Raw genomic sequence first — 22829 nt, 5'->3', positions numbered from 1 at the left:
CGCATGTGAGTGCAGGTGTCACTATGCGGTTAAAAAACGACCTGATGTGCGATCGTTACGTTAGTTGGGTAGGTAAAAAAGTCATTTGAGGCTAAAACATTGCTTAGTGCGGGCTTTCAGTTCATAGAGAAGAATGAATAATATCAATTATAACAATTGGTTATTTCCTTAGCGTACGTTTTCGTTCCATTGGCCCTCAGACCCCTTATTCAGTTGAGTGCATATCCAGTCATAGGATAGATTCTTACGTAGCGTTTCTGGCGTGCATTTTCGGGTGGTTTGTTACTGTTTTTAACGGGGACACGTCAGAAACGCGCTCAGGCCGTCTGAGCGGTACGCGTAATGCGGCGTTATGGTAAATAGCCTATGCTAATGTCCGCTAAGAGCTGTGAGTTCAACTGATGGACGCAACACACTTATTGAACCGTTCTGCGGGTGATTCATAGTCTAGCGTTTTTCTCGGCCTTTCGTTGAGCTGTCTGGCAACACTGTTAAGTCTTTGCTGGCTGTGAACCGATAAGTCAGTTCCTTTTGGAAAATATTGTCTGAGCAATCTGTTCGTATTTTCATTTGAGCCACGTTGCCAGGGGGATTGAGGATCGCAGAAGTAAACCTGAATATCTGTGGCTACAGTAAACCGGGTGTGGCTGGTCATTTCAGCGCCCCGGTCCCAGGTTAATGTTTTATAAAGTTCAGCAGGTAATTCCCGGGCTTGTCTGATGAGTGCAGATATAACCGTTATGGTCTTGTTGTCTCTGATCTTCGCCAGCATAACAAAACGGGAATGACGTTCTACGAGGGTGATTATATAGGAGTTTTTCGAGCCCTGAATCAAGTCACCTTCCCAGTGACCTGGAATGGCTCTGTCAGCCGCCTCTGGTGGCCTTTCGCTGATAGGTATCGTGTTCGGGATTGACCCTAATCCTTTCCCTTTAAGCGATGACGTTCTGGATCTACGCACTGCTCTTCCGCTTCTGAGGCATTGCTGCAGCTCTTTTTTTAATGCTCCCCGGGTTTGTATAAAAAGCGTTTTATAAATCGTTTCGTGTGACACATGCATTTCCTGATTATCCGGATAACAACGTTTCAGCCAACCGGCGATCTGTTCCGGCGACCAGTCCTGATGCATCTTCTCTGCAATGATTTTACACAATGCGGGGCTTTCAATTAGCTTGCACGGTTTTGGTCTCAGCGCATTTTCCCACGCAGTAGCATCGGCTTTTGCTGCTCGGTATTGTTTTGCACCACTGTGCCTCCTGACCTCGCGGCTAATCGTTGAGGGCGCTCTTGATAATTTGGCGGCGATGTCCCTGATGCTGAGTTTTGCTACCAGCCCTCTGGATATCTCCTCTCTTTCATCAAGCGAAAGCGCTAATCGGTGCCGTTTTCGCACGGGAGGACGGTAGCCGCCTGTCTGGTGGATAGTGGGCATAATGGAAGAATGATATCTGTCGAACATTCTGGCGATATCATGTAGAGAATCACCTTGCTTATATCTGTCCCAGATAATTGCCTTCTGCTCTGGCGTGTAGTTAATCCGAGTTCTTCGTTTCATGACAACGTCCCCCTTGATTAAGGATAGCGTTGCATCGACCCATTGAACTCACAGCGAGAAGCGGACATTGCAGACTGCCCAGTAGAAAAAGTGCTATCAGAATTATCTAAAGGAAGATCGTATTTACCATGTCTCATTCTAACTGTTTAATAAATTACAAAAATTAAAATTTCCATTTAATATCATCGCGTTAAGCAAGAGAATTAAACCTCTCATTTAATTTATGATTCTTATTTAATTCATGAGTTGGTGTAAAAATAGGTTGCCGCACTATAGAAAGACACATATTTAAACCCAGCAGGAAATCATATTTGAAAGTAATGTGTTTAAGGGGCTGCGTAACAAGAACAGCAAGTAAACACATAGTAATAACAGTTACCATTCCCATTTCGCAAGTGGCCATATCAGAGGTGAACTAATGCCTGCTGCAATTTTAAGAATTAAGGTTATCCTAATAATTCTTTTGTATGATTAAGATCATCGATAAATTTACTAAGGACTCATTAATGAAATTGCGACTCTGGAATCTATTACCCCATGATTACGCTCCTTTTTTTCGTATTCTTCACATCATTGTGGCATTTCTAATATTATCACAAATTATTAACTCTAATCTGACAGAGACCGAAGCAATTGGTGAACATAGTCTTGAAGGAGTTATAACCTGGATGCACATTATTTCAGGGTTAGGACTGATTATTTGTGGTTTTATTATGTTAAGTTGGATGCTTACTCAAAGAGGTTTTACTTATTATTTTTCATGGGTAGGGCTTGACTTTAGTGGTATTAAGCAAGATATAAAAACGTTGACTAGTTTCCGACTGCCCGATGCACATTCGGGAGGTATTGCCAGTACAATCCAAGGATTTGGAGTTCTAGCATTGCTAATTGTAGCACTTTCAGGTGGCCTATGGTTCTTGTTGAATACCATGCAGTCAAATCTGGCTGAAACAGTAATCCACTGGCATAAGTTCTTTACTACTTTCATTGAGGTCTATTTTTATGCACATGGTGCAATGGGAGTTTTGCATATTTTAATTGAAAAATATAAAAGCCGCTCAGTTAACCTAAGTGACTAATCTGTTGTGAGATAATATTACTTCAAGTTGAAGAAAACCCTAAAAATAAAATTTAGTTTACTAGAAGATGAAACAGCACTTGCAGAGACTTTTTAATTAAATTTAATAAAAACGAAAAAATATTCATGGCGAAATGATTGTTTAATTATCTATCATGGATAGAAATGTGAGTTAGTCGTCCTATTTTAGGAAGTTAATAATGACTAAAACAAAAGGGTTACCTCGTCCGCTGACGCACTACGCTTGGCTTTCCATTGCCACGGCTATTGCCACTATCGGACTCAAAGGTGTGGCGTGGAAAATGACCGGTTCGGTCGGTCTGCTATCTGATGCCATCGAATCCGTAGTTAACCTCGCAGGAGCCCTAATGGCGCTCTGGATGCTGACCTTGGCTGCGCTTCCGGCCGATGAGAACCATGCATATGGGCACGGCAAAGCCGAATATTTCTCGAGTGCTTTCGAAGGATTTCTGATCCTATTGGCGGCAGCCAGTATCGCCTATACCGCAGTTGAGCGGATGTTAACTCCACAGCCGCTTGAGGAGATTGGTCTCGGATTACTGGTTTCAACAGTCGCATCAATCCTTAATTTTGTGACGGCTCGCATTTTGTTAAGGGCTGGCAGGCAGCACAACTCTATCACTCTTGAGGCAGATGCTCATCACCTGCTGACCGATGTCTGGACGTCGGTCGGTGTCATTTTTGGTGTCGGACTGGTTTATCTGACCGGCTGGTTTTGGGTCGATCCGATCGTTGCATTGCTGGTCGCAGCCAACATCGTTTGGACTGGTTATCAGCTTATGAGTCGTTCAGCTGCAGGTCTGATGGACGTATCGCTACCCACGGAAGAACTCAAAAAAATCGAGTCACTGCTGGCAGGATATCGTGAACAGGGGCTTGATTTCCATGCACTACGTACACGCCAGGCTGGTGGGCGGGCGTTTATGACAATGCACATCCTAGTTCCTGGGCGATGGACTGTTCAATATGGGCACGACTGGGCCGAGCGTATAGAGAATGATATCCGCACCGCACTGCCTTTTATCCATATCACCACTCATGTGGAACCGTTGGAAGATCCCGCGTCAATGAACGACCAAACGCTCGACATTTCTGATCACTAAACTAACCACATGTCGCTGGTCGGGCAGGGTAACAAACCTCGCTCTACAAAAATTTCAGGTATTCTCTATAATTCTGAGGGTACTTGATGTGACCTGCGCCCAATTGTTGGGCACGCAATATTTTTAAAAAGTCCGCTTCTGGCACAAAGCGGACAGTGATCACCGTTCTTACGACTACTTTCTGACTTACTTCGTGACTTGCCCTAAGCATGTTGTAGTGCGATACTTGTAATGACATTTGTAATTACAAGGGGTGTAAGACATGGGTAGCATTAACCTACGTATTGACGATGAACTTAAAGCGCGTTCTTACGCCGCGCTTGAAAAAATGGGCGTAACTCCTTCTGAAGCGCTTCGTCTCATGCTCGAGTATATCGCTGACAATGAACGCTTGCCGTTCAAACAGACACTCCTGAGTGATGAAGATGCTGAACTTGTGGAGATAGTGAAAGAACGACTTCGTAATCCTAAGCCAGTACGTGTGACGCTGGATGAACTCTGATGGCGTATTTTCTGGATTTTGACGAGCGGGCACTAAAGGAATGGCGAAAGCTGGGCTCGACGGTACGTGAACAGTTGAAAAAGAAGCTGGTTGAAGTACTTGAGTCACCCCGGATTGAAGCAAACAAGCTCCGTGGTATGCCTGATTGTTACAAGATTAAGCTCCGGTCTTCAGGCTATCGCCTTGTATACCAGGTTATAGACGAGAAAGTTGTCGTTTTCGTGATTTCTGTTGGGAAAAGAGAACGCTCGGAAGTATATAGCGAGGCGGTCAAACGCATTCTCTGAACCAAAGCATGACATCTCTGTTTCGCACCGATGGTGACACTTCTGCTTTGCGTTGACAGGAGAAGCAGGCTATGAAGCAGCAAAAAGCGATATTAATCGCTCTGATCGTCATCTGTTTAACCGTCATAGTGACGGCACTGGTAACGAGGAAAGACCTCTGCGAGGTACGAATCCGAACCGGCCAGACGGAGGTCACTGTCTTCACAGCCTACGAATCTGAAAGGTAAGAGACCTGGCGGGGAGAGATCCCATAAGCGCTAACTTAAGGGTTGTGGTATTACGCCTGATATGATTTAACGTGCCGATGAATTACTCTCACGATAACTGGTCAGCAATTCTGGCCCATATTGGTAAGCCCGAAGAACTGGATACTTCGGCACGTAATGCCGGGGCTCTAACCCGCCGCCGCGAAATTCGTGATGCTGCAACTCTGCTACGTCTGGGGCTGGCTTACGGCCCCGGGGGGATGTCATTACGTGAAGTCACTGCATGGGCTCAGCTCCATGACGTTGCAACATTATCTGACGTGGCTCTCCTGAAGCGGCTGCGGAATGCCGCCGACTGGTTTGGCATACTTGCCGCACAAACACTTGCTGTACGCGCCGCAGTTACGGGTTGTACAAGCGGAAAGAGATTGCGTCTTGTCGATGGAACAGCAATCAGTGCGCCCGGGGGCGGCAGCGCTGAATGGCGACTACATATGGGATATGATCCTCATACCTGTCAGTTCACTGATTTTGAGCTAACCGACAGCAGAGACGCTGAACGGCTGGACCGATTTGCGCAAACGGCAGACGAGATACGCATTGCTGACCGGGGATTCGGTTCGCGTCCCGAATGTATCCGCTCACTTGCTTTTGGAGAAGCTGATTATATCGTCCGGGTTCACTGGCGAGGATTGCGCTGGTTAACTGCAGAAGGAATGCGCTTTGACATGATGGGTTTTCTGCGCGGGCTGGATTGCGGTAAGAACGGTGAAACCACTGTAATGATAGGCAATTCAGGTAATAAAAAAGCCGGAGCTCCCTTTCCGGCACGTCTCATTGCCGTATCACTTCCTCCCGAAAAAGCATTAATCAGTAAAACCCGACTGCTCAGCGAGAATCGTCGAAAAGGACGAGTAGTTCAGGCGGAAACGCTGGAAGCAGCGGGCCATGTGCTATTGCTAACATCATTACCGGAAGATGAATATTCAGCAGAGCAAGTGGCTGATTGTTACCGTCTGCGATGGCAAATTGAACTGGCTTTTAAGCGGCTCAAAAGTTTGCTGCACCTGGATGCTTTGCGTGCAAAGGAACCTGAACTCGCGAAAGCGTGGATATTTGCTAATCTACTCGCCGCATTTTTAATTGACGACATAATCCAGCCATCGCTGGATTTCCCCCCCAGAAGTGCCGGATCCGAAAAGAAGAACTAACTCGTTGTGGAGAATAACAAAAATGGTCATCTGGAGCTTACAGGTGGCCATTCGTGGGACAGTATCCCTGACAGCCTACAAAACGCAATTGAAGAACGCGAGGCATCGTCTTAACGAGGCACCGAGGCGTCGCATTCTTCAGATGGTTCAACCCTTAAGTTAGCGCTTATGGGAGAGATCCCCGCCACTCTTCGTGTGTCAGGTATCCTCAATGCACCCTTTCCTCTCCAAATAAAAAAGCTCCCGAAGGAGCTTTAAAATACAAGGGATGACTCTTAATCCCAATCAATCCAGTTGTAGACGATACGAAGTGACGGGCGCACAGCAGCAGTCACATCTTCGGTACTAAAGTCGATTGCATCACTGTAGATTTTGCAGTCCAACATTTCAATTGTTGTAGCAGCTTTTGTCACAGCGTTAACCCCGGAAGATTTGGATTCAGGGGTAGCAGCCATCGTGATATCAACATAGTCTTTCTCTGCAATGCGATCCTTAATGAACTGAAGAATATCGCCTTCGATAGTCTCCACGCACTGGACCTGGATTTCCCCAGAGTTTCGAATTGGACCGTGCTGGTTGAACTTCACACCATTCGGACCATAGTCCTCCACATCCTCGCGGGTCATTTCAGGAATTTGCGATGTGCGAACCGGTACGCTGATATCTTCATGGCCTGCAAAAGTGAGCTGGAATTCAGAAGATACCAGTCGTTCGCCTTTGGCCGCGTTGGCAGTATAGCGGCCCTTAATAAATTTACGGTTTCCCTTAGTGTTATTGTGCCCCATATAAAATCCTTTTACTGGAACGCCCGAACAATATCGGAGCTGTTATATATCGAAGAACCGGTCAACTGGAGGTTGACGGTGTTTTTCAGGAAATGCCCATTACTATCCCTGGGGGCATCGAGATCGAAACTAAGGTCCTGGATAGCGACATCAATGATGTTGATCCGGCGACCAATGTTTAGCGTCACACGCTCCGGGATTCGACCACCAATACTAGCGTCTTTAAGTTCCGGGCTAATCATTGCTGACAACGCGGCGATAGCACCTGAAACTTCCGTATATGGGTTAAACAAAGCAATGAAAGTTACTGGCAGCGTGAAAGTCGGCGGTGTCCCCCCTTCCCAAACCATTAAGCTGTTCCAACGGGCAACTGACGTTGTTTCAGTACCAACCTGCGCAAAACCACTGAAGGCACCAGCAACAGAACCCATAGACATACCGGTAAACGGCGCTTCCCAATTCTGGGCCAGATTCATTGCCGCCCCCTGGCTGATATATCCGGTAACCTGGTACTGAGAGTTCGTTAAAGTAACTTTCAGAAATGGCGATACACCGTCAGCCTGGCTGTAAACCCCAAAAGGTATAGGTGCCATTCAAGTTAAAGGCCGGAGTTCTCCGGCCTCCTCCTTTAGCCGAGGCGCTTACGGCGCAGTTTCATTGACTTTTTGCGGGCCAGTTTTGCCGCGCCGGTCTGGGCTTTACGACGCGCTTTTTTCAGCGCCGATTTTTGAGCCGCAGTCAGACGTTTTTTACGCAGACGTTTACGGATGAGCTTGATCTCACCGTTACGAACAACCTTCTTAAATGCTTCAGTCAGCATTTCATCAGAAGTGCCAGCAACAACAAACGCCGCTTCCAGTTCGTCGCGGTCGTCGCTATCCAAACCAGCGATAGCGGAACCAACATCAGCAGCTGCGTCGTCGTCTTCATCGTCGGTCAATGCTTCGATCAGGTCATCATCTACACCGCATGCTGCGAGGAAGTCAGCAACATTTGCCCATGCTTCGTTATAGGCATCGTCCTGTTCTTCTGTAACTTCGGTATCGTCGTCGTCAGAGATACCAGCGATAGCCTGAACGAAACCATCAAGGGAGTCGAAAGTCAGATCACCGCTATCAGCCCAGGCGAAAACGGCATCGGCCGCATTACTCAACGCATTCTGCATAGCACTTCGATTTGCAGCTTCCAGAATCATCTTGTGCGCCTGTTCGACGGTCCATTCTTTACCTTCTTTTCCTTCCAGGATTTGCTCAGGTGCCGGGTCAGATTGAACGTTCTCGTTAATCTGTGCCGCCGGTTCCGGATTATTATTAATCACCGGTTCGGTTGGCGGTTGGGCACTTACACGGGCAGATTCCATCAACTGCACCGGATCAGCGTTCAAAGCGAAACGGGACAGTCCATTCCCCAAAAATGCCCCGGATTGAAAAAAGTTTTTGCTCATTGTATTCCCTTACTTAATAAGCAGCGGTACGCCATGGATACGACGGGCTACGCCAGTCGGGCAGCAGGCCCAGACTACTTCCCATTTATCGAATTCCGCCTGCGTAACTTTCAGCACATACGGTTCTGTACCGTCAGCATCAGGATCACGAGGAGCCACCAGAGCGCCGGAGGCGACAAAGCGATCTAAAAGTTTGGTCATCCCTTTAGTCAGGCCAGCCGCAGTAATACCGTCCGGGCTATGCTTCATCTGTCGGGCTAACTGGACAAAGAAACGGCTGATTGCATTCATCAGGGATGGGACGTGCTGGAAGTGCAGATAGTTATCCTGCGTGCAGCAAGTTAAAGCATCGTCGATGATCATCTGGCCAGAGGTGCCAACAGATACTTTATTGAGACGGCCCTTGACCATTGCTTCTTCGTCCGGGGTATCTTCCGGATACAGCGGTTGAATTGACGCACGAGCAATGACGGCACGTTCTTCACCAGCCGGTGAGTAATGCCAACCGCCGACATCAGAGTTTTTCTTGACGCCACGAGCTTTCGCCGCATACGCCGCGCCAGACAGACCGAAGACCACACGGGATTGGGTCCATTTGTCTTTGCAGGAGAACGGGAAGTGATAGACAGCACAGCTTACATAATCGGTACCAAGTAAACCGGTATCTTCAACAGCAGAGATCGCTTCCGTGTACGTCAATGTCGGTTTGACATCAAAGAAGCCATCAATCAGGCGATCTGCACAGATTTTACCTAATGCGGTGATAGCCGCATTGTCATAGCAGCCCAAGCCAAGAACAGCGGTGTACATGTACGGCGCATTGTTCAGCACTTTCACCGCACGCAGGTACGCAGCGGTTGAGATTTTCGACTGATCACCGTTGGTACCACCAGTGAACGCCAACGATTTTTTGTTTGTTACTTTCGCTGTAGAAATCAGATCTTCATTAACAACCGCGCGCAGATATTTAGAACGGGCTTCCAGAGCCGTAGGCAGATAACACAAGCGGCCCATGTCATCTTTCGCTTCTTCCACCAAAGACACAGTGTGTGTCTCCAGGGTCGTTACCACACCGAGCGAAGTCGTCTGGGTTAGTTTTAAGAGGAAGCGTTCATTACCCGCGCTGTCCGCTGTTGCCGTTTCGATGGTTAACTCACGGGTAGGTGAAATACACGGATCACCATCATCAACGTAGATAGCAAAGGCTTCGCCGCTATCAAGTTCAATTTCAGAACCATATGGCAACGCAGTGTAAGCCGGTTCGCCTGATTCATCGAACATAATAATCGGGAACTTCGCATCATCCGGAACAGCACGGACAACATAACCAGACGTTTGCTGAATAGCTTCGTACACATGGCGAATTGGTTCGAACTGTGAGCCGGAAGACGGCTTCAGCGGTTCGCCGAGAACATCTTCGTAATTGGACTCAGTAACCGCAAGAACAGTAAACGGCTTGCCACGCGCAAATACGCCAATACCAGCCCACAAGCTGCTATTTAATGCAACACCGGTAGATAACGTCGCATCGGCATTGATCGGGCTAACCGCGACGCCGGATGCATTACCTAATGACTGTTGAATTGAATATTGAGACATAACTTTCCCTGTTATGCGCCCCGCACGGGGGCGCTATGTTAAACGGAGAACTTCCCCTGATTACTCAGAGTCACCGGCATCAATCGTGTCGCCGCTTATAAAGTTAAGCCCGCCTTTTTTGGCCATTGTCAGCGTTACACGAGTGAAGTAATCAGCGCCGTTGCGTGGGTGCATATCGTTGATAGCCGAACCCCACAGTGTGGTACGGTTGACCAGCGCCGGAGTGGTCGGATGCTGGAACGGGATAGCCGGGACAGCATCACCAGTCACGAAGCCTGCTTTACCCGGATTTTCATCACGGACGTAGCACAGCACATCCATCGAGCTGAACTGAATGTTCTCTGTCGTTAAGTTCTTACAAATACCAGCAGGTACTTCGTACACTTTTACGTTACCGAACAGGGTACCGATGTAGTGAACATACGGAGTCTGGATATAGTCTTCGGCTGGCTGGAAGAAATCCTTCGGCAACTGTTTGAAGAAAGATGCTGCATCAGCACCAGCAAACATCCCCATCGCACCAGAAGATTTAACGCGCTCAATAATGTCGCGATATACAGTCTGGAATTTTCCACGAATGATGGTTGCCCATACATCAAAGGACTGGTTAACCGGCAGAGCGATGTCAAAGGTGTCGGTCGCAAGAGTGCGCCAGATCATGATGCGAAGACGCAGCATATCCTGTTCATGAGACAGGTATTCCTTCAGGGTGCGGAACTGTAGGGAACCCAGGTCCAGACCAAATTCACGCTGTGCTTCATACGCCGCCTATACCGTGTGCTCAGCCGCGATAACGAACTGACTTGGGAACAGGGTGTATTTCTTCATTTCGTGGTTGATCAGCGGGATCAGCTCAGGAGCGGCTTCAATATTGATTTCCGTCTCAATTGCGATCTCAGTGCCTTTATCCGGCGCTTTGGAGAACGACAGGGCAATCTGACCAATGTTGTAGTTCAGAGAGCAGGTAACAGTGATTTGCTCACCAGCAGCATTAGTAAACGAGTGAAGTAGGCTGCCGGAACCGTTATCAACAACAGACTTAATACGGTTAACGTAGATGTTAGTGCGACCTTTTCGGATTGGTACATTCTGGCCTTCGAAGTCTTCCATCTTGAAGGTTGCGGTTTTGCTGGTGCCATCGGAGCTTGCCACCAGCACATAGCGGCGGCGTAACTGGCTGTACACACCGACGGATTGCATGTCCAGAACATCACCAGCAGCATAAGAACCAAAAGAGGAACCTGCCACGTTAAAGACTTCATAGATGTCGGACTGGTCACGCGTAACCGGAATGAAGGTACACGCATCAGCGGTAGCTGCCCCCAACTGAACAGGCAGGATCATCGCGAGGAATAAAGGCAGACGCATAACACCGTCAGAAACGCTCATCATCTCTGCTGCGACGGATTCCAGCATCGCTTTATTAGTGGCATCCATGCTATTGCGGGTGGACTCAATCAGGCAGTTTTCCAGCGTCTGGTGGCAGGAGGCCAGAATTTCCGGACGCGGCATAGATTTATGTGCTGCGGCGTAGTCAGCCAGTGCACTTGCCCACGCGGTAGCAATTTGAGCGGTGGCATTATCAGAGATACCCGCAAAAATTGGGTCTTTACGTGCAGCTTCAAGGATAGATGCGGCACGCGCGGCATCATCTTTGATGAATTGGTTATCAGTACCGAACTGTGCTGTACTTGCCCAGCCAAGAACGGCTTTAGAGCGTTTTGCGATATCTGCAATACGATTCTGGTATTCGCGTAAGTTACTCAAGTTACTCTTCCTTAAACACAAGGCACTTGTGTGAATCCCTTTTCGGAAGAGATTTTATTGAAAGTCACTTGTTGACTTTCTCGCGAAAAGTAATTTTTTAAATTTTTTGTGCGGGGAAGTGGACGGTGAATGCAGGCGTTAAATTGTGGGAATTTCAGTCTGAAACCCCCCTAAAAAACACATGCAAATCACAAGGTTAGCAATGAAATCGGTGCGGGACATTTTAGGAAGGGGAGGGGCTAACACCACCTCCCACCAGCGGGATTATTCCCCAGCAGACATTTTCCCAATGATTTTTTTTATTGCTTCGTCAATTTCAGTTTGCACTTCAGACGGGAGTCTGGAGAACTCGTAGGCGACAACCCGTTTTTTCGGATCGGACTTCTTTCGAGCATATTGGCGACGGTCAGAGAAGTCTCGCAGCTTCTCAACCACCACAGATTTAACCGGCGCGGGCTTCAGGCTTTTGCTTTCCGCTTTGAAGATAGCCAGTATCTTCGCTTTATCCTCTTTCGCGCCCTCAGTCTCTGCAATTCGCTCGCGCACCGTATCAACCAGATCTCCAATCGGTACGTTTTTGGCGTTAGCATCTTCGGAGATCTGGAGCAGCAACTGGTAATCAGGCAGGGCGAGATCGCTGGCAACAGGGAAGACAGCAATCATCTCATCCGGCACCGCCGCAGCCTGGAAAGCTCGCGTCACTTTAGCCTTTGAGATGTTCTCAGCTCGGGCGATCTCTTCTTTGGTCATATTCTTGCCGTACATAACCTCGAAGCGTTTACCCAGCTCGCGCAGAGTGTGTTCGCGGGCTGTCTGGATATCAATGGCCAGCTGGCGGGCATCCGCCAGGCTGATCTCATCTTTCGTCACCAGAATCTCAAATTTCGTTTCATTGAAGATACACGCAGCGCGGCGACGTGATCCGTCCAATACCTCAATGCGCTCCCCAACCATACGACCGATAGCCGGGAAGAACTGTTGCAATTTAATGGTGCGGGAAATATCGCTTACCGACTCAGGGGTGAGCAGAGACTGATCGCGGCCGTTAACTGCCGGGTCAACGAACGTGCGCGACTCAATCTCACCACTCAGCACAACGGTAAGCAAAAATTTAGCCTGGCGACCAGATTTTAGGGTAAAGGTTTTGGTGCCTTCACTGCCTTCAAGCATGCGAGCAAACTCGGAGCTATTCTTGCCCAGCACTCGTCCACGGGAAACTATTTTTTTCATGCCGCCTCACCCCTAACAAACTCAATTCGATCAAACACAGCCTTAGTGAAACGCTCGGCCTCGGTTCGTGCCTTCTTCAGCGCCTCTGCACTGCCTGGATACGATTGCGGGTTGGCACTGATTACGGTGTCGAAAGACTCGCCGCATCGCTCAAAGCCATCCAGACGAGGCAGAGAAGAGTCCAGAATGTTGCTGGCGTAAACCTCACGCGCAAGGCTGTGTGATGTCTCGTGATCGCGCTTGCCGGTCATCTTCGACATAAAACCAATGCTGGCGCTCAAACGCGGTTCTACGCCTTCCTCCTCCAGTTGCTCCAGCATTTCTGGCAGACGGGTGAGATATTTCAGTGTTGAGTGGAAGTCAACCTGGGCTGGTGGGGTAGGGGTAAGCAGCAAATCGCTGGCCGCCAGACCGTTGAGCAGGAACGGATCCAGGTGTGGACCGGTATCAATAAAGATAAAGTCATAATCATCCGCAACACGATCAATGATATTGCGTCGAAGGATTTCGTACTGATTTTGTCCGGGAAGATGCTCTTCAACCAGCTCTTTCCATTGGCTGGCAACAAAGCCATCGTCGATAGAGGCTGGAATCACGTCTACGCCAGGAACGATGGTCGGACGAATCACCTCTTTGCGTAGCGTCTCCGCGTCCAGGTCGTTCAGCATCGCCTGCGCGGCGGTTTCCAGGATGGAACCAATACTGTGAGTATGGTCGAGGAACATTGTGCTGGATGCCTGAGGGTCAAGGTCAATTACCAGAATGCGCAGATCGTGACGCAGTAAATCCTGATGCACACGCAGAGCGTGCGCCAACGTTACTGTGGAAACCGTTTTGGATACGCCACCCTTCAGGTTTACGACAAAAATAACGTAAGGCGATTTGTGAATGTCGCGATATTTGGGGATCTTACGGTGGGCATAGATATCAATGACGTTCTGGATGGTCAGCGCGTACTGTTCAACGTTACCGACCTGTTTCTTGTTGAACTGGTACCCATCATCTTCCATCTCTTTGATGGCCTGCTCCACAATGCGGCGGCTCAGCTTCGGCAACTTTGCCACAGCGTTACGAGTGAACGTCTGATAATACTCGGTCTGATTGAACTCTTTACGCTGATCTTCAATATCCTGACTCATGGCCTTAAGTAATGCGCTTGCACGAAGAGCTATGGTGCCGACACCGCCGTAATCGCGTTTCATCATCATCTCCTTATCATTTAGTATGAGTGAATTGTACGTTTGATTCTGCTACGTGCAACTTTTTTTGATTCGTGCGCCAATTATTGCACGTAAAGAAATGGCGATGAGGTTATTAGATGTGTGCTGGAGGGATGATGCAGGACCAGAATGTGCGATAGAGGGAAGTCGCATTGAATTATGTGCTGTGGAGGGATCGCTGGTATCAAATATGTGTGCTGGAGGGAAAGATAGAAGATTAGATGTGCGCTGGAGGGAAACTTGGATGGTTAGATGTGTGCTGGAGGGAATGTCTGGGCAAACTGCGTGGCGCAACCCTCCAGCGCACACCAAAAACAGGAAAATGGGCAGGCATTCCCGGCAGCGCACATTTTTCAAATGCAGCTGCCCTCCAGCACACACTTATTCGGGAAGTTTCAGCTTTGGATTGCGAGAATGGACGATTACAAAACTTTCCCGGCCTTTCTTCTCAATTGAACAGTCGAGATAGCCGATTGTTTTAAGCTGTTCTATCGCTTTCTTAATGATACGGTTTTGCTCGCCAACAGCTGACTGCAAAGCCAGGCGCTCACGGATTCGCGCGAACGATAGCGGCAACGGGTTCTGCGGAAGGCTTTCGATGAAAGTGTAAATGGCTTGTGCAGCTTCTTTCTTCGGAAGGGCACGCAAGGCGTGGTGTTGCAACAGAACGCGATAATCAAGCTGGAACAGCTCCCACAGCTTCGAATCAGCCTCCAGTTCTATCAGATCAAGGTCAGCATCAAAACGCCCGACCTTCAGCAGACCAGTCTGATAGCCGCCTTTAGCATCTTTTCCGCGCTTAAAAGCGATACCCTTGTTACGCAAGCGTCCAAGTGATTCATGAATGGTTAAACGCAGTTTCGCATCCAGACGTTTTGAGGGGAAACCACAGGCTTTAGCGAATTCCTGAAACGATAACTGGATGGTGTTTGAGGACAAGCCGTATTTGCTGAACGCGTAGATGACACCGATCCACGTTTTGAAATCAGTATCCATATCGAGTCGAGGACCGGTGATTTTAATATCATCGTAACCCTCGGCTTTAGCTATCTCCAGCTGGGAAAACGCTTTGGTGGCATCAATCTCTTTACTTTCTCCTTTGCTCTTTGATGGCTTCGGCACGAATACCCCCAAACGCATCAACGCTACAGGCTGCACAGTGTTGTTTGAATTAACTGTTAGTTTTTTTGCCTTACTTTCAATGTCTGCGTAAAGAATATCGGATATAAAAGATTGATTCATATTGCTTTTTCCGAATTATGTGGATAGTTTTTATCAGTGATGATAACTACCCTGGCTTTCCCGTCAGCACACATCCTATATCCCGCCAGCACACATTAGCAACCCGTCAGCACACATTTTTTTCCCTCCAGCGCACATCGTTTTCCCTCCAGCACACATCGCGAAAGGCTTCTAAGCCAGACGGGACGCGGCCTACGACGATCAGGGATCTATATGGATCTAATTGGGATCTGTATGGACCTGATTATTGGATCTATCCAGTGGATAATGTGGATAAGTGAAAAAACCGGCCAACGTAGCCGGTTGGAAGGGAGTCGTATTATTCTACGCTTTCGATGAGAAGACCATGTTCATAGCATTTAAGCTCATCGCCCTCGTACAGGAATTGGTATCCAATTGAAGTGGTTTACTGAATTTGGCCACCTGAACAGAGGTGATATGCTCACCTCAGAACAACACAGGAGTCATAATGAAAAAAGAAATTTCAGCGCAGAGTTTAAACGCGAATCCGCTCAACTGGTCGTTGACCAGAACTACACCGTGGCAGATGCAGCCAGCGCTATGGATGTCGGCCTTTCCACAATGACGCGATGGGTGAAACAATTACGTGATGAACGGCAGGGCAAAACACCAAAAGCCTCCCCCATTACCCCGGAACAAATTGAAATCCGTGAGCTCAGGAAAAAGCTACAACGTATTGAAATGGAAAATGAAATATTAAAAAAGGCTACTGTAGATTCAATTGGTCAACGCAACAGTTATGTGAAAACATGGGGTTGCGGAGGTTTTTTGAATGAGACGAACATTTACAGCAGAGGAAAAAGCCTCTGTTTTTGAACTATGGAAGAACGGAACAGGCTTCAGTGAAATAGCGAATATCCTGGGTTCAAAACCCGGAACGATCTTCACTATGTTAAGGGATACTGGCGGCATAAAACCCCATGAGCGTAAGCGGGCTGTAGCTCACCTGACACTGTCTGAGCGCGAGGAGATACGAGCTGGTTTGTCAGCCAAAATGAGCATTCGTGCGATAGCTACTGCGCTGAATCGCAGTCCTTCGACGATCTCACGTGAAGTTCAGCGTAATCGGGGCAGACGCTATTACAAAGCTGTTGATGCTAATAACCGAGCCAACAGAATGGCGAAAAGGCCAAAACCGTGCTTACTGGATCAAAATTTACCATTGCGAAAGCTTGTTCTGGAAAAGCTGGAGATGAAATGGTCTCCAGAGCAAATATCAGGATGGTTAAGGCGAACAAAACCACGTCAAAAAACGCTGCGAATATCACCTGAGACAATTTATAAAACGCTGTACTTTCGTAGCCGTGAAGCGCTACACCACCTGAATATACAGCATCTGCGACGGTCGCATAGCCTTCGCCATGGCAGGCGTCATACCCGCAAAGGCGAAAGAGGTACGATTAACATAGTGAACGGAACACCAATTCACGAACGTTCCCGAAATATCGATAACAGACGCTCTCTGGGGCATTGGGAGGGCGATTTAGTCTCAGGTAGGCTTTGTTGAATAAATCGAACTTTTGCTGAGTTGAAGGATCAGATCACGCATCTTCCCGACAACGCAGACCGTTCCGTGGCAAAGCAAAAGTTCAAAATCACCAACTGGCCCACCTACAATCAAGCCCTCATCAACCGTGGCTCCATAACTTTCTGGCTGGATGATGAAGCTATTCAGGACTGGTATGAGTCGACAACGCCTTCATCACGGGGAAGACCTCAGCGCTATTCTGATCTCGCCATCACCACCGTTCTGGTCATTAAACGCGTGTTCAGGCTGACCCTGCGGGCTGCACAGGGTTTTATTGATTCCATTTTTACACTGATGAATGTTCCGTTGCGCTGCCCGGATTACACCAGTGTCAGCAAGCGCGCAAAGTCGGTTAATGTCAGTTTCAAAACGTTCACCCGGGGTGAAATCGCGCATCTGGTGATTGATTCCACCGGGCTGAAGGTCTTTGGTGAAGGCGAATGGAAAGTCAAAAAACATGGCCAGGAACGCCGTCGTATATGGCGAAAGTTACATCTGGCAGTTGACAGCAACACACATGAAATCATCTGTGCAGACCTGTCGCTGAACAATGTGACGGACTCAGAAGCCTTCCCGGGTCTTATCCGGCAGACTCACAGAAAAATCAGGGCAGCATCGGCAGACGGCGCTTACGACACCCGGCTCTGTCACGATGAACTGCGGCGTAAGAAAATCAGCGCGCTTATCCCTCCCCGAAAAGGTGCGGGTTACTGGCCCGGTGAATATGCAGACCGTAACCGTGCAGTGGCTAATCAGCGAATGACCGGGAGTAATGCGCGGTGGAAATGGACAACAGATTACAACCGTCGCTCGATAGCGGAAACGGCGATGTACCGGGTAAAACAGCTGTTCGGGGGTTCACTGACGCTGCGTGACTACGATGGTCAGGTTGCGGAGGCTATGGCCCTGGTACGAGCGCTGAACAAAATGACGAAAGCAGGTATGCCTGAAAGCGTGCGTATTGCCTGAAAACACAACCCGCTACGGGGGAGACTTACCCGAAATCTGATTTATTCAACAAAGCCCGTTTTAGGGTAAGGACGTATGGGGCAGATCCTCTCTGTTCCGACCGGGTGAAGATAGAGAGCTAAACTAAATGCTGATTTCATACGCATCTTTTACATCTCCACCTTACTCCGTAGATTTTGAGTTGTGATATGATCGCTTTGCTGTAGGTGTTGTAGGGATGAAGGGAAGGAGGGTTTCGCAGATTCGTAAGCGTCATCTCAGTACCGTCTGTTGAAATTTCCGGTGATTGACGATGATAGAGTCCTCTTATAAACGTTAATGGACTCTATCAATGTCAGATTCTCTTCGTCCCCGCAGGGTTCGTGCGTCTTACTCCATGGACTTTAAACTGGAACTTGTCGAAAAATCTTATCAGCCTGGAGCCTGCGTGGCCCAACTGGCCAGAGAACACGGGATTAATGACAATCTGTTGTTTACATGGCGCCAGCGCTACAGCCACCTTTTGCCCGATGAAATACAACGTTCAGTCAGTAAACCTGATGCTGTCATCCCTGTTGTGGTATCTGACATGTCCCTGTCACATCATGCAGAACCACACTATGAACCATCCGGTTCCGCTTACGGTGAGGTGATGACCTGCGAAGTGGCTGTCGGGAGCGCCAGTCTGCGCCTGACAGGGAACTTATCTCCCGCTATCCTGAAAACACTGCTTCGCGAACTGACCGGGAGGGGACGATGATCTCCCTCCCGTCTGGCACCCGTATCTGGCTGGTCGCCGGCGCCACCGACATGCGTAAATCCTTCAACGGTCTGGGCGAGCAGATACAGCACGTACTGGATGAGAACCCCTTCTCCGGCCACCTGTTCATCTTCCGTGGCCGCCGGGGTGATACCGTCAAAATTCTCTGGGCAGATGCGGATGGACTGTGCCTCTTCACCAAACGCCTTGAGGAAGGGCAGTTCATCTGGCCCGCCGTGCGCGACGGCAAGGTGGCCATTAGTCGCTCGCAACTGGCCATGCTCCTCGATAAGCTGGACTGGCGTCAGCCCAAAACACCCCGTCTTAACTCACTGACAATGTTGTAAAAAAAGCATGGCCGCATTATAAATGGGTCATGAGTCAGGACTATCTCGCCCGTATCACCGCGCTGGAAGAAGAACTTCGCCGGAAAGACAGCCAGCTCAGTCTCGTTGCCGAGACTGAGGCCTTCCTGCGCTCTGCGCTGACCCGCGCTGAAGAAAAGATCGAGGAAGACGAACGGGAGATAGAACACCTGAGGTCTCAGATAGAAAAACTGCGCCGTATGATGTTCGGCACCCGTTCTGAAAAACTGCGCCGCGAGGTGGCACAGGCCGAAGCGCTGCTGAAACAGCGCGAACAGGCGAGCGATCGTTACAGTGGGCGGGAAGACGACCCGCAGGTTCCCCGCCAGCTCCGTCAGTCCCGGCACCGTCGTCCGCTTCCGGAACATCTTCCCCGTGAGATACTCCGGCTGGAGCCGGAAGAAACCTGCTGCCCGGCATGTGGCGGTGAAATGGCGTACCTCAGCGAAGTCAGCGCGGAGCAGCTGGAGCTGGTTGCCAGCGCCCTGAAAGTGATCCGCACAGTGCGGGTAAAAAAAGCCTGCACAAAATGTGACGGTATCGTGGAAGCTCCCGCGCCGTCACGTCCTGTCGAGCGGGGTATCGCCGGACCGGGTCTGCTGGCCCGTGTGTTAACAGCCAAATACTGTGAACATCTGCCGCTGTACCGCCAGACGGAAATCCTTGCCCGCCAGGGGGTGGAGCTGAGCCGCGCACTGCTCTCCAACTGGGTGGATACGTGCTGCCGTTTAATGGCGCCGCTGGACGAAGCCCTTTATCACTACGTGATGAACTGCCGCAAACTGCATACAGATGATACTCCAGTGCCGGTGCTGGCGCCGGGCAGGAAAAAGACGAAAACCGGGCGTATCTGGACGTATGTCCGGGATGACCGGAATGCCGGTTCGTCAGATCCTCCGGCAGCGTGGTTCGCGTACTCACCGGACCGGCAGGGAAAACACCCGGAGCTGCACCTTCGCTCCTTCCGTGGCGTCCTGCAGGCAGATGCCTTCGCGGGGTATGACCGGCTGTTCAGTACATCGCGAGAAGGCGGCGTGCTGACAGAGGCGGCATGCTGGGCGCATGCCCGCCGAAAAATCCACGACGTGTACATCAGCAGCCAGAGCGCCACGGCGGAGGAAGCGCTGAAACGCATCGGCGAACTGTACGCCATCGAAGCGGAAATACGCGGCATGCCGGAGACAGAGCGTCTGGCGGCCAGACAGTCGCGGAGTGCGCCGCTGCTGGCGTCACTGCATGAGTGGATGGTGGAGAAAAGTGCGACACTGTCGAAAAAATCCCGGCTGGGAGAGGCGTTCACGTATGCCCTGAACCAGTGGGATGCCCTGTGTTACTACTGCCGTGACGGTCTGGCGGAACCCGACAATAACGCCGCGGAGCGGGCGCTTCGCGCCGTCTGCCTGGGAAAGAAAAACTACATCTTCTTCGGGAGCGATCATGGTGGCGAACGTGGTGCACTGCTGTACGGACTGATCGGAACGTGCCGTCTGAACGGTATCGATCCAGAAGCGTATCTGCGCCACATCCTGAGCGTTCTGCCTGAGTGGCCTTCCAACAGGGTTGGTGAACTTCTGCCGTGGAACGTGGCTATACCTGCCTGACCAGTGTCAATACGGCGTCCGGTTAACGCTTACCCTTATTCGACAGGTTTTGTACCAAAACCGCAAGACTGTTGCCCTGAGACGTAGCACCAAAAGTGCGCTGAGAATAGACCCGTCCCTTGACCTTAAAATGTATAGCCTGCGGTATGGCTTCTGGTTCTGAGAGGCGGTGAAGCCATCCAGCCAGATCACCTGCTTGTACTTCATCACCGATTTCCACCACGGGTTCAAACCATCCATCGCCGGGCGAAAGAAGATTGCCACCGGCAGGAATGAAGACCTGTAATGAAGGATCGGCAGGCTGTGACGCGGTATTGATTAAGGAAGGTGCGAACAAGTTCCTGATATGAGATCATCATATTCATCCGGAGCGCATCCCAGAGGGACATCATGAGCCATCAACTCACCTTCGCCGATAGTGAATTCAGCACTAAGCGCCGTCAGACCCGAAAAGAGATTTTCCTCTCCCGCATGGAGCAGATTCTGCCATGGCAGAATATGACCGCTGTCATCGAGCCGTTTTATCCCAAGGCGGGCAATGGCCGACGGCCCTATCCGCTGGAGACCATGCTGCGTATTCACTGCATGCAGCATTGGTACAACCTGAGCGACGGTGCCATGGAAGATGCCCTGTACGAAATCGCCTCCATGCGCCTGTTTGCCCGATTATCCCTGGATAGCGCCCTGCCGGATCGCACCACCATCATGAATTTCCGCCACCTGCTCGAGCAGCATCAACTGGCCCGTCAATTGTTCAAGACCATCAATCGCTGGCTGGCCGAAGCAGGCGTCATGATGACCCAAGGCACTTTGGTGGATGCCACCATCATTGAGGCACCCAGCTCTACCAAGAACAAAGAGCAGCAACGCGATCCGGAGATGCATCAGACCAAGAAAGGCAATCAGTGGCACTTTGGCATGAAGGCCCACATTGGTGTCGATGCCAAGAGTGGCCTGACCAACAGCCTGGTCACCACCGCGGCCAACGAGCATGACCTCAATCAGCTGGGTAATCTGCTTCATGGAGAGGAGCAATTTGTCTCAGCCGATGCCGGCTACCAAGGAGCGCCACAGCGCGAGGAGCTGGCCGAGGTGGATGTGGACTGGCTGATCGCCGAGCGTCCCGGCAAGGTAAAAACCTTGAAGCAGCATCCGCGCAAGAACAAAACGGCCATCAACATCGAATACATGAAAGCCAGCATCCGTGCCAGGGTGGAGCACCCGTTTCGCATCATCAAGCGGCAGTTCGGCTTCGTGAAAGCCAGATACAAGGGGCTGCTGAAAAACGATAACCAACTGGCGATGTTATTCACCCTGGCCAACCTGTTTCGGGTGGACCAAATGATACGTCAGTGGGAGAGATCTCAGTAAAAACCGGAAATAACGCCAGAAATGGTGGAAAAAATAGCCTAAATAGGCTGATTCGATGTGTTTGCGGGAAAAAAATCGGCCCAGATCCGCGAAATTTTAATCAGCGAGTCAGCTTGGGAAGAAATGACCTGCTTATTCGCACCTTCCCTAAGGTACCAGCACTGGCTCAATGGCTACATACGGCACCTGGTTTACGATTACGATATAAAAGCTCAAGGATGATGAATTCTTTTCTTTATGATTTCGACGTTATTTGTCTCCTGCAACACCACGGGGTTGCTATAACCAGCGACGAACCCGTTGGGTATAGCGTTCCCATTCCAACCCGAAACGTTTTCGAAGCTGTACCTCTTCAACATGGATATGTAATCTGGCTACTACAAACATAAACAACGGTACAGCAAGTATCCCCACCAGGCTGCCAAAGCAGAGAGCAACGGATAACTGGAGCCCGCTCATTCCAAGGTAAATAGGGTTTCGACTCCATGCGTAACAACCGACAGTTACCAGCTTGGTGGTTCTATCCGGATGAAGCGGATTAAGCGTCGTGCCGTTCGTGCTCATCTGCCAAGCGGTGTGCAGTATCATGGTAATACAAACACCGGTCAGCAACACGCTTAGCACTATATTCACGATGTCGAAGGTAAAACGCGGGATTGCAGTCAACACATCAGTGACGAAAAACAGCAATAAGATGAGTGGGGGCGGAAACCATACTCTCAATCGAGTCACGAAGTTACGCATTACACAGACCTATCTCTGAACTAAGCAGCCTGATGGCTGCAAAATGAAAATCCAGTCCTTGCCATTCCTATAGTGACCATGAATCTGACATTATATGCCTGATCTGAAAAGTTATTTTTTTCATAACTGTCCTTATAACGGTGCGGGGTCAGTCCACACCTCTGTTCAGGTGAACAAATTCAGCAGACCACTTCACTGTTAAACCTGTGGCGATTCAGGGTGCCATGTGTATGGCACCTCA

The 22829-nt window shown here is 49.7% G+C and carries 21 protein-coding genes and 4 pseudogenes; 13 read left to right on the top strand and 12 right to left on the bottom strand.

The window, feature by feature from the left end:
* Nucleotides 1–394: 394 nt before the first annotated feature.
* Complete coding sequence (locus H7R76_RS24555; protein ID WP_000830285.1) at nt 395–1555, bottom strand: IS30-like element ISCfr4 family transposase; 1161 nt, start codon at nt 1553–1555, stop codon at nt 395–397.
* Nucleotides 1556–2061: 506 nt separating this feature from the next.
* Here H7R76_RS24555 and H7R76_RS24550 point away from each other — a divergent pair.
* Both H7R76_RS24550 and H7R76_RS24545 read left to right on the top strand, forming a co-directional pair.
* Nucleotides 2062–2634, top strand: coding sequence for a cytochrome b/b6 domain-containing protein (locus H7R76_RS24550; protein WP_001515348.1), 573 nt, complete (start codon nt 2062–2064; stop codon nt 2632–2634).
* 199 nt (nt 2635–2833) lie between these two features.
* Nucleotides 2834–3757: a cation diffusion facilitator family transporter gene (locus H7R76_RS24545; RefSeq protein ID WP_000167917.1), complete on the top strand. Its 924-nt coding sequence runs from the start codon at nt 2834–2836 to the stop codon at nt 3755–3757.
* Nucleotides 3758–3878: 121 nt separating this feature from the next.
* On the opposite strand, the pseudogene H7R76_RS25005 reads toward H7R76_RS24545, so the two are convergent.
* Nucleotides 3879–3995, bottom strand: a pseudogene (locus H7R76_RS25005) (hypothetical protein); the annotation flags it as partial.
* Between the two features lie 24 nt (nt 3996–4019).
* Between H7R76_RS25005 and relB the strand changes: the two are divergent.
* From relB to H7R76_RS24525, 4 genes are all read left to right on the top strand, one after another.
* Nucleotides 4020–4259, top strand: a complete 240-nt coding sequence (gene relB / locus H7R76_RS24540) for a type II toxin-antitoxin system antitoxin RelB (protein ID WP_000534858.1) — start codon at nt 4020–4022, stop codon at nt 4257–4259.
* Nucleotides 4259–4546 (top strand): type II toxin-antitoxin system mRNA interferase RelE, encoded by a 288-nt coding sequence (relE, locus tag H7R76_RS24535; RefSeq protein ID WP_000323025.1) that lies wholly within the window; start codon nt 4259–4261, stop codon nt 4544–4546. The genes relB and relE overlap by 1 nt, the downstream gene beginning before the upstream one ends.
* 71 nt (nt 4547–4617) lie before the next feature.
* Nucleotides 4618–4773, top strand: coding sequence for a type I toxin-antitoxin system toxin HokD (hokD, locus tag H7R76_RS24530; protein ID WP_001352007.1), 156 nt, complete (start codon nt 4618–4620; stop codon nt 4771–4773).
* Nucleotides 4774–4850: 77 nt separating this feature from the next.
* Nucleotides 4851–5963, top strand: coding sequence for an IS4-like element IS421 family transposase (locus H7R76_RS24525; protein WP_001300563.1), 1113 nt, complete (start codon nt 4851–4853; stop codon nt 5961–5963).
* Between the two features lie 275 nt (nt 5964–6238).
* Here H7R76_RS24525 and H7R76_RS24520 read toward each other — a convergent pair whose 3' ends face one another.
* The 8 genes and pseudogenes from H7R76_RS24520 to repA all read right to left on the bottom strand — a co-directional run bounded on the left by H7R76_RS24520 (nt 6239) and on the right by repA (nt 15250).
* On the bottom strand, nt 6239–6748 hold the full coding sequence (locus tag H7R76_RS24520; protein WP_023338081.1) for a hypothetical protein: 510 nt from the start codon (nt 6746–6748) through the stop codon (nt 6239–6241).
* An 11-nt stretch (nt 6749–6759) separates the two neighbouring features.
* The gene (locus H7R76_RS24515; protein WP_306173224.1) at nt 6760–7179 is read right to left on the bottom strand and encodes a hypothetical protein; all 420 of its coding nucleotides are present in this window, start codon (nt 7177–7179) and stop codon (nt 6760–6762) included.
* 197 nt (nt 7180–7376) lie between these two features.
* Nucleotides 7377–8192: a hypothetical protein gene (locus H7R76_RS24510; protein WP_023338079.1), complete on the bottom strand. Its 816-nt coding sequence runs from the start codon at nt 8190–8192 to the stop codon at nt 7377–7379.
* Nucleotides 8193–8201: 9 nt separating this feature from the next.
* Nucleotides 8202–9791: a hypothetical protein gene (locus tag H7R76_RS24505; RefSeq protein ID WP_023338078.1), complete on the bottom strand. Its 1590-nt coding sequence runs from the start codon at nt 9789–9791 to the stop codon at nt 8202–8204.
* A gap of 60 nt (nt 9792–9851) precedes the next feature.
* Nucleotides 9852–11558 (bottom strand): annotated as a pseudogene (locus H7R76_RS24500) (DUF8615 domain-containing protein).
* A 264-nt stretch (nt 11559–11822) separates the two neighbouring features.
* Nucleotides 11823–12788, bottom strand: coding sequence for a ParB family protein (locus tag H7R76_RS24495; RefSeq protein ID WP_023338075.1), 966 nt, complete (start codon nt 12786–12788; stop codon nt 11823–11825).
* Complete coding sequence (locus tag H7R76_RS24490) at nt 12785–13990, bottom strand: AAA family ATPase (RefSeq protein ID WP_000817632.1); 1206 nt, start codon at nt 13988–13990, stop codon at nt 12785–12787. Before H7R76_RS24490 ends, H7R76_RS24495 begins: the two co-directional genes overlap by 4 nt.
* Before the next feature lie 399 nt (nt 13991–14389).
* Nucleotides 14390–15250, bottom strand: coding sequence for a replication protein RepA (gene repA, locus H7R76_RS24485; protein ID WP_182968134.1), 861 nt, complete (start codon nt 15248–15250; stop codon nt 14390–14392).
* 438 nt (nt 15251–15688) lie between these two features.
* Here repA and H7R76_RS24480 point away from each other — a divergent pair.
* From H7R76_RS24480 to tnpC, 6 genes and pseudogenes are all read left to right on the top strand, one after another.
* Nucleotides 15689–15976, top strand: a pseudogene (locus H7R76_RS24480) (transposase); the annotation flags it as partial.
* A 67-nt stretch (nt 15977–16043) separates the two neighbouring features.
* Nucleotides 16044–16766 (top strand): annotated as a pseudogene (locus H7R76_RS24475) (IS30-like element IS30 family transposase); the annotation flags it as partial.
* Nucleotides 16767–16799: 33 nt separating this feature from the next.
* Entirely contained in the window at nt 16800–17768 is a 969-nt protein-coding gene (locus H7R76_RS24470) for an IS5 family transposase (protein ID WP_094316753.1), read from the top strand.
* Nucleotides 17769–18099: 331 nt separating this feature from the next.
* Nucleotides 18100–18507, top strand: a complete 408-nt coding sequence (gene tnpA, locus H7R76_RS24465) for an IS66-like element accessory protein TnpA (RefSeq protein ID WP_015632445.1) — start codon at nt 18100–18102, stop codon at nt 18505–18507.
* Nucleotides 18504–18854, top strand: coding sequence for an IS66 family insertion sequence element accessory protein TnpB (gene tnpB / locus H7R76_RS24460; RefSeq protein WP_032414478.1), 351 nt, complete (start codon nt 18504–18506; stop codon nt 18852–18854). The genes tnpA and tnpB overlap by 4 nt, the downstream gene beginning before the upstream one ends.
* Nucleotides 18855–18883: 29 nt before the next feature.
* Complete coding sequence (gene tnpC, locus H7R76_RS24455) at nt 18884–20473, top strand: IS66 family transposase (protein WP_064146682.1); 1590 nt, start codon at nt 18884–18886, stop codon at nt 20471–20473.
* A gap of 22 nt (nt 20474–20495) precedes the next feature.
* Here the strand turns inward: tnpC and H7R76_RS24450 are convergent, their stop codons facing one another.
* Nucleotides 20496–20810, bottom strand: a complete 315-nt coding sequence (locus H7R76_RS24450; RefSeq protein ID WP_227674026.1) for a hypothetical protein — start codon at nt 20808–20810, stop codon at nt 20496–20498.
* Between the two features lie 53 nt (nt 20811–20863).
* Between H7R76_RS24450 and H7R76_RS24445 the strand changes: the two genes are divergently transcribed.
* Nucleotides 20864–21844 (top strand): IS5-like element ISKpn26 family transposase, encoded by a 981-nt coding sequence (locus H7R76_RS24445; RefSeq protein ID WP_182968132.1) that lies wholly within the window; start codon nt 20864–20866, stop codon nt 21842–21844.
* A gap of 279 nt (nt 21845–22123) precedes the next feature.
* On the opposite strand, the gene H7R76_RS24440 is transcribed toward H7R76_RS24445, so the two are convergent.
* Nucleotides 22124–22588: a methyltransferase family protein gene (locus tag H7R76_RS24440; RefSeq protein ID WP_001243598.1), complete on the bottom strand. Its 465-nt coding sequence runs from the start codon at nt 22586–22588 to the stop codon at nt 22124–22126.
* Nucleotides 22589–22829 lie beyond the last annotated feature (241 nt).

Source organism: Klebsiella sp. WP8-S18-ESBL-06 (genome assembly GCF_014169755.1).
Taxonomy (GTDB): domain Bacteria; phylum Pseudomonadota; class Gammaproteobacteria; order Enterobacterales; family Enterobacteriaceae; genus Kluyvera; species Kluyvera ascorbata_B.
This window is presented reverse-complemented; position numbering and strand designations above follow the sequence as displayed.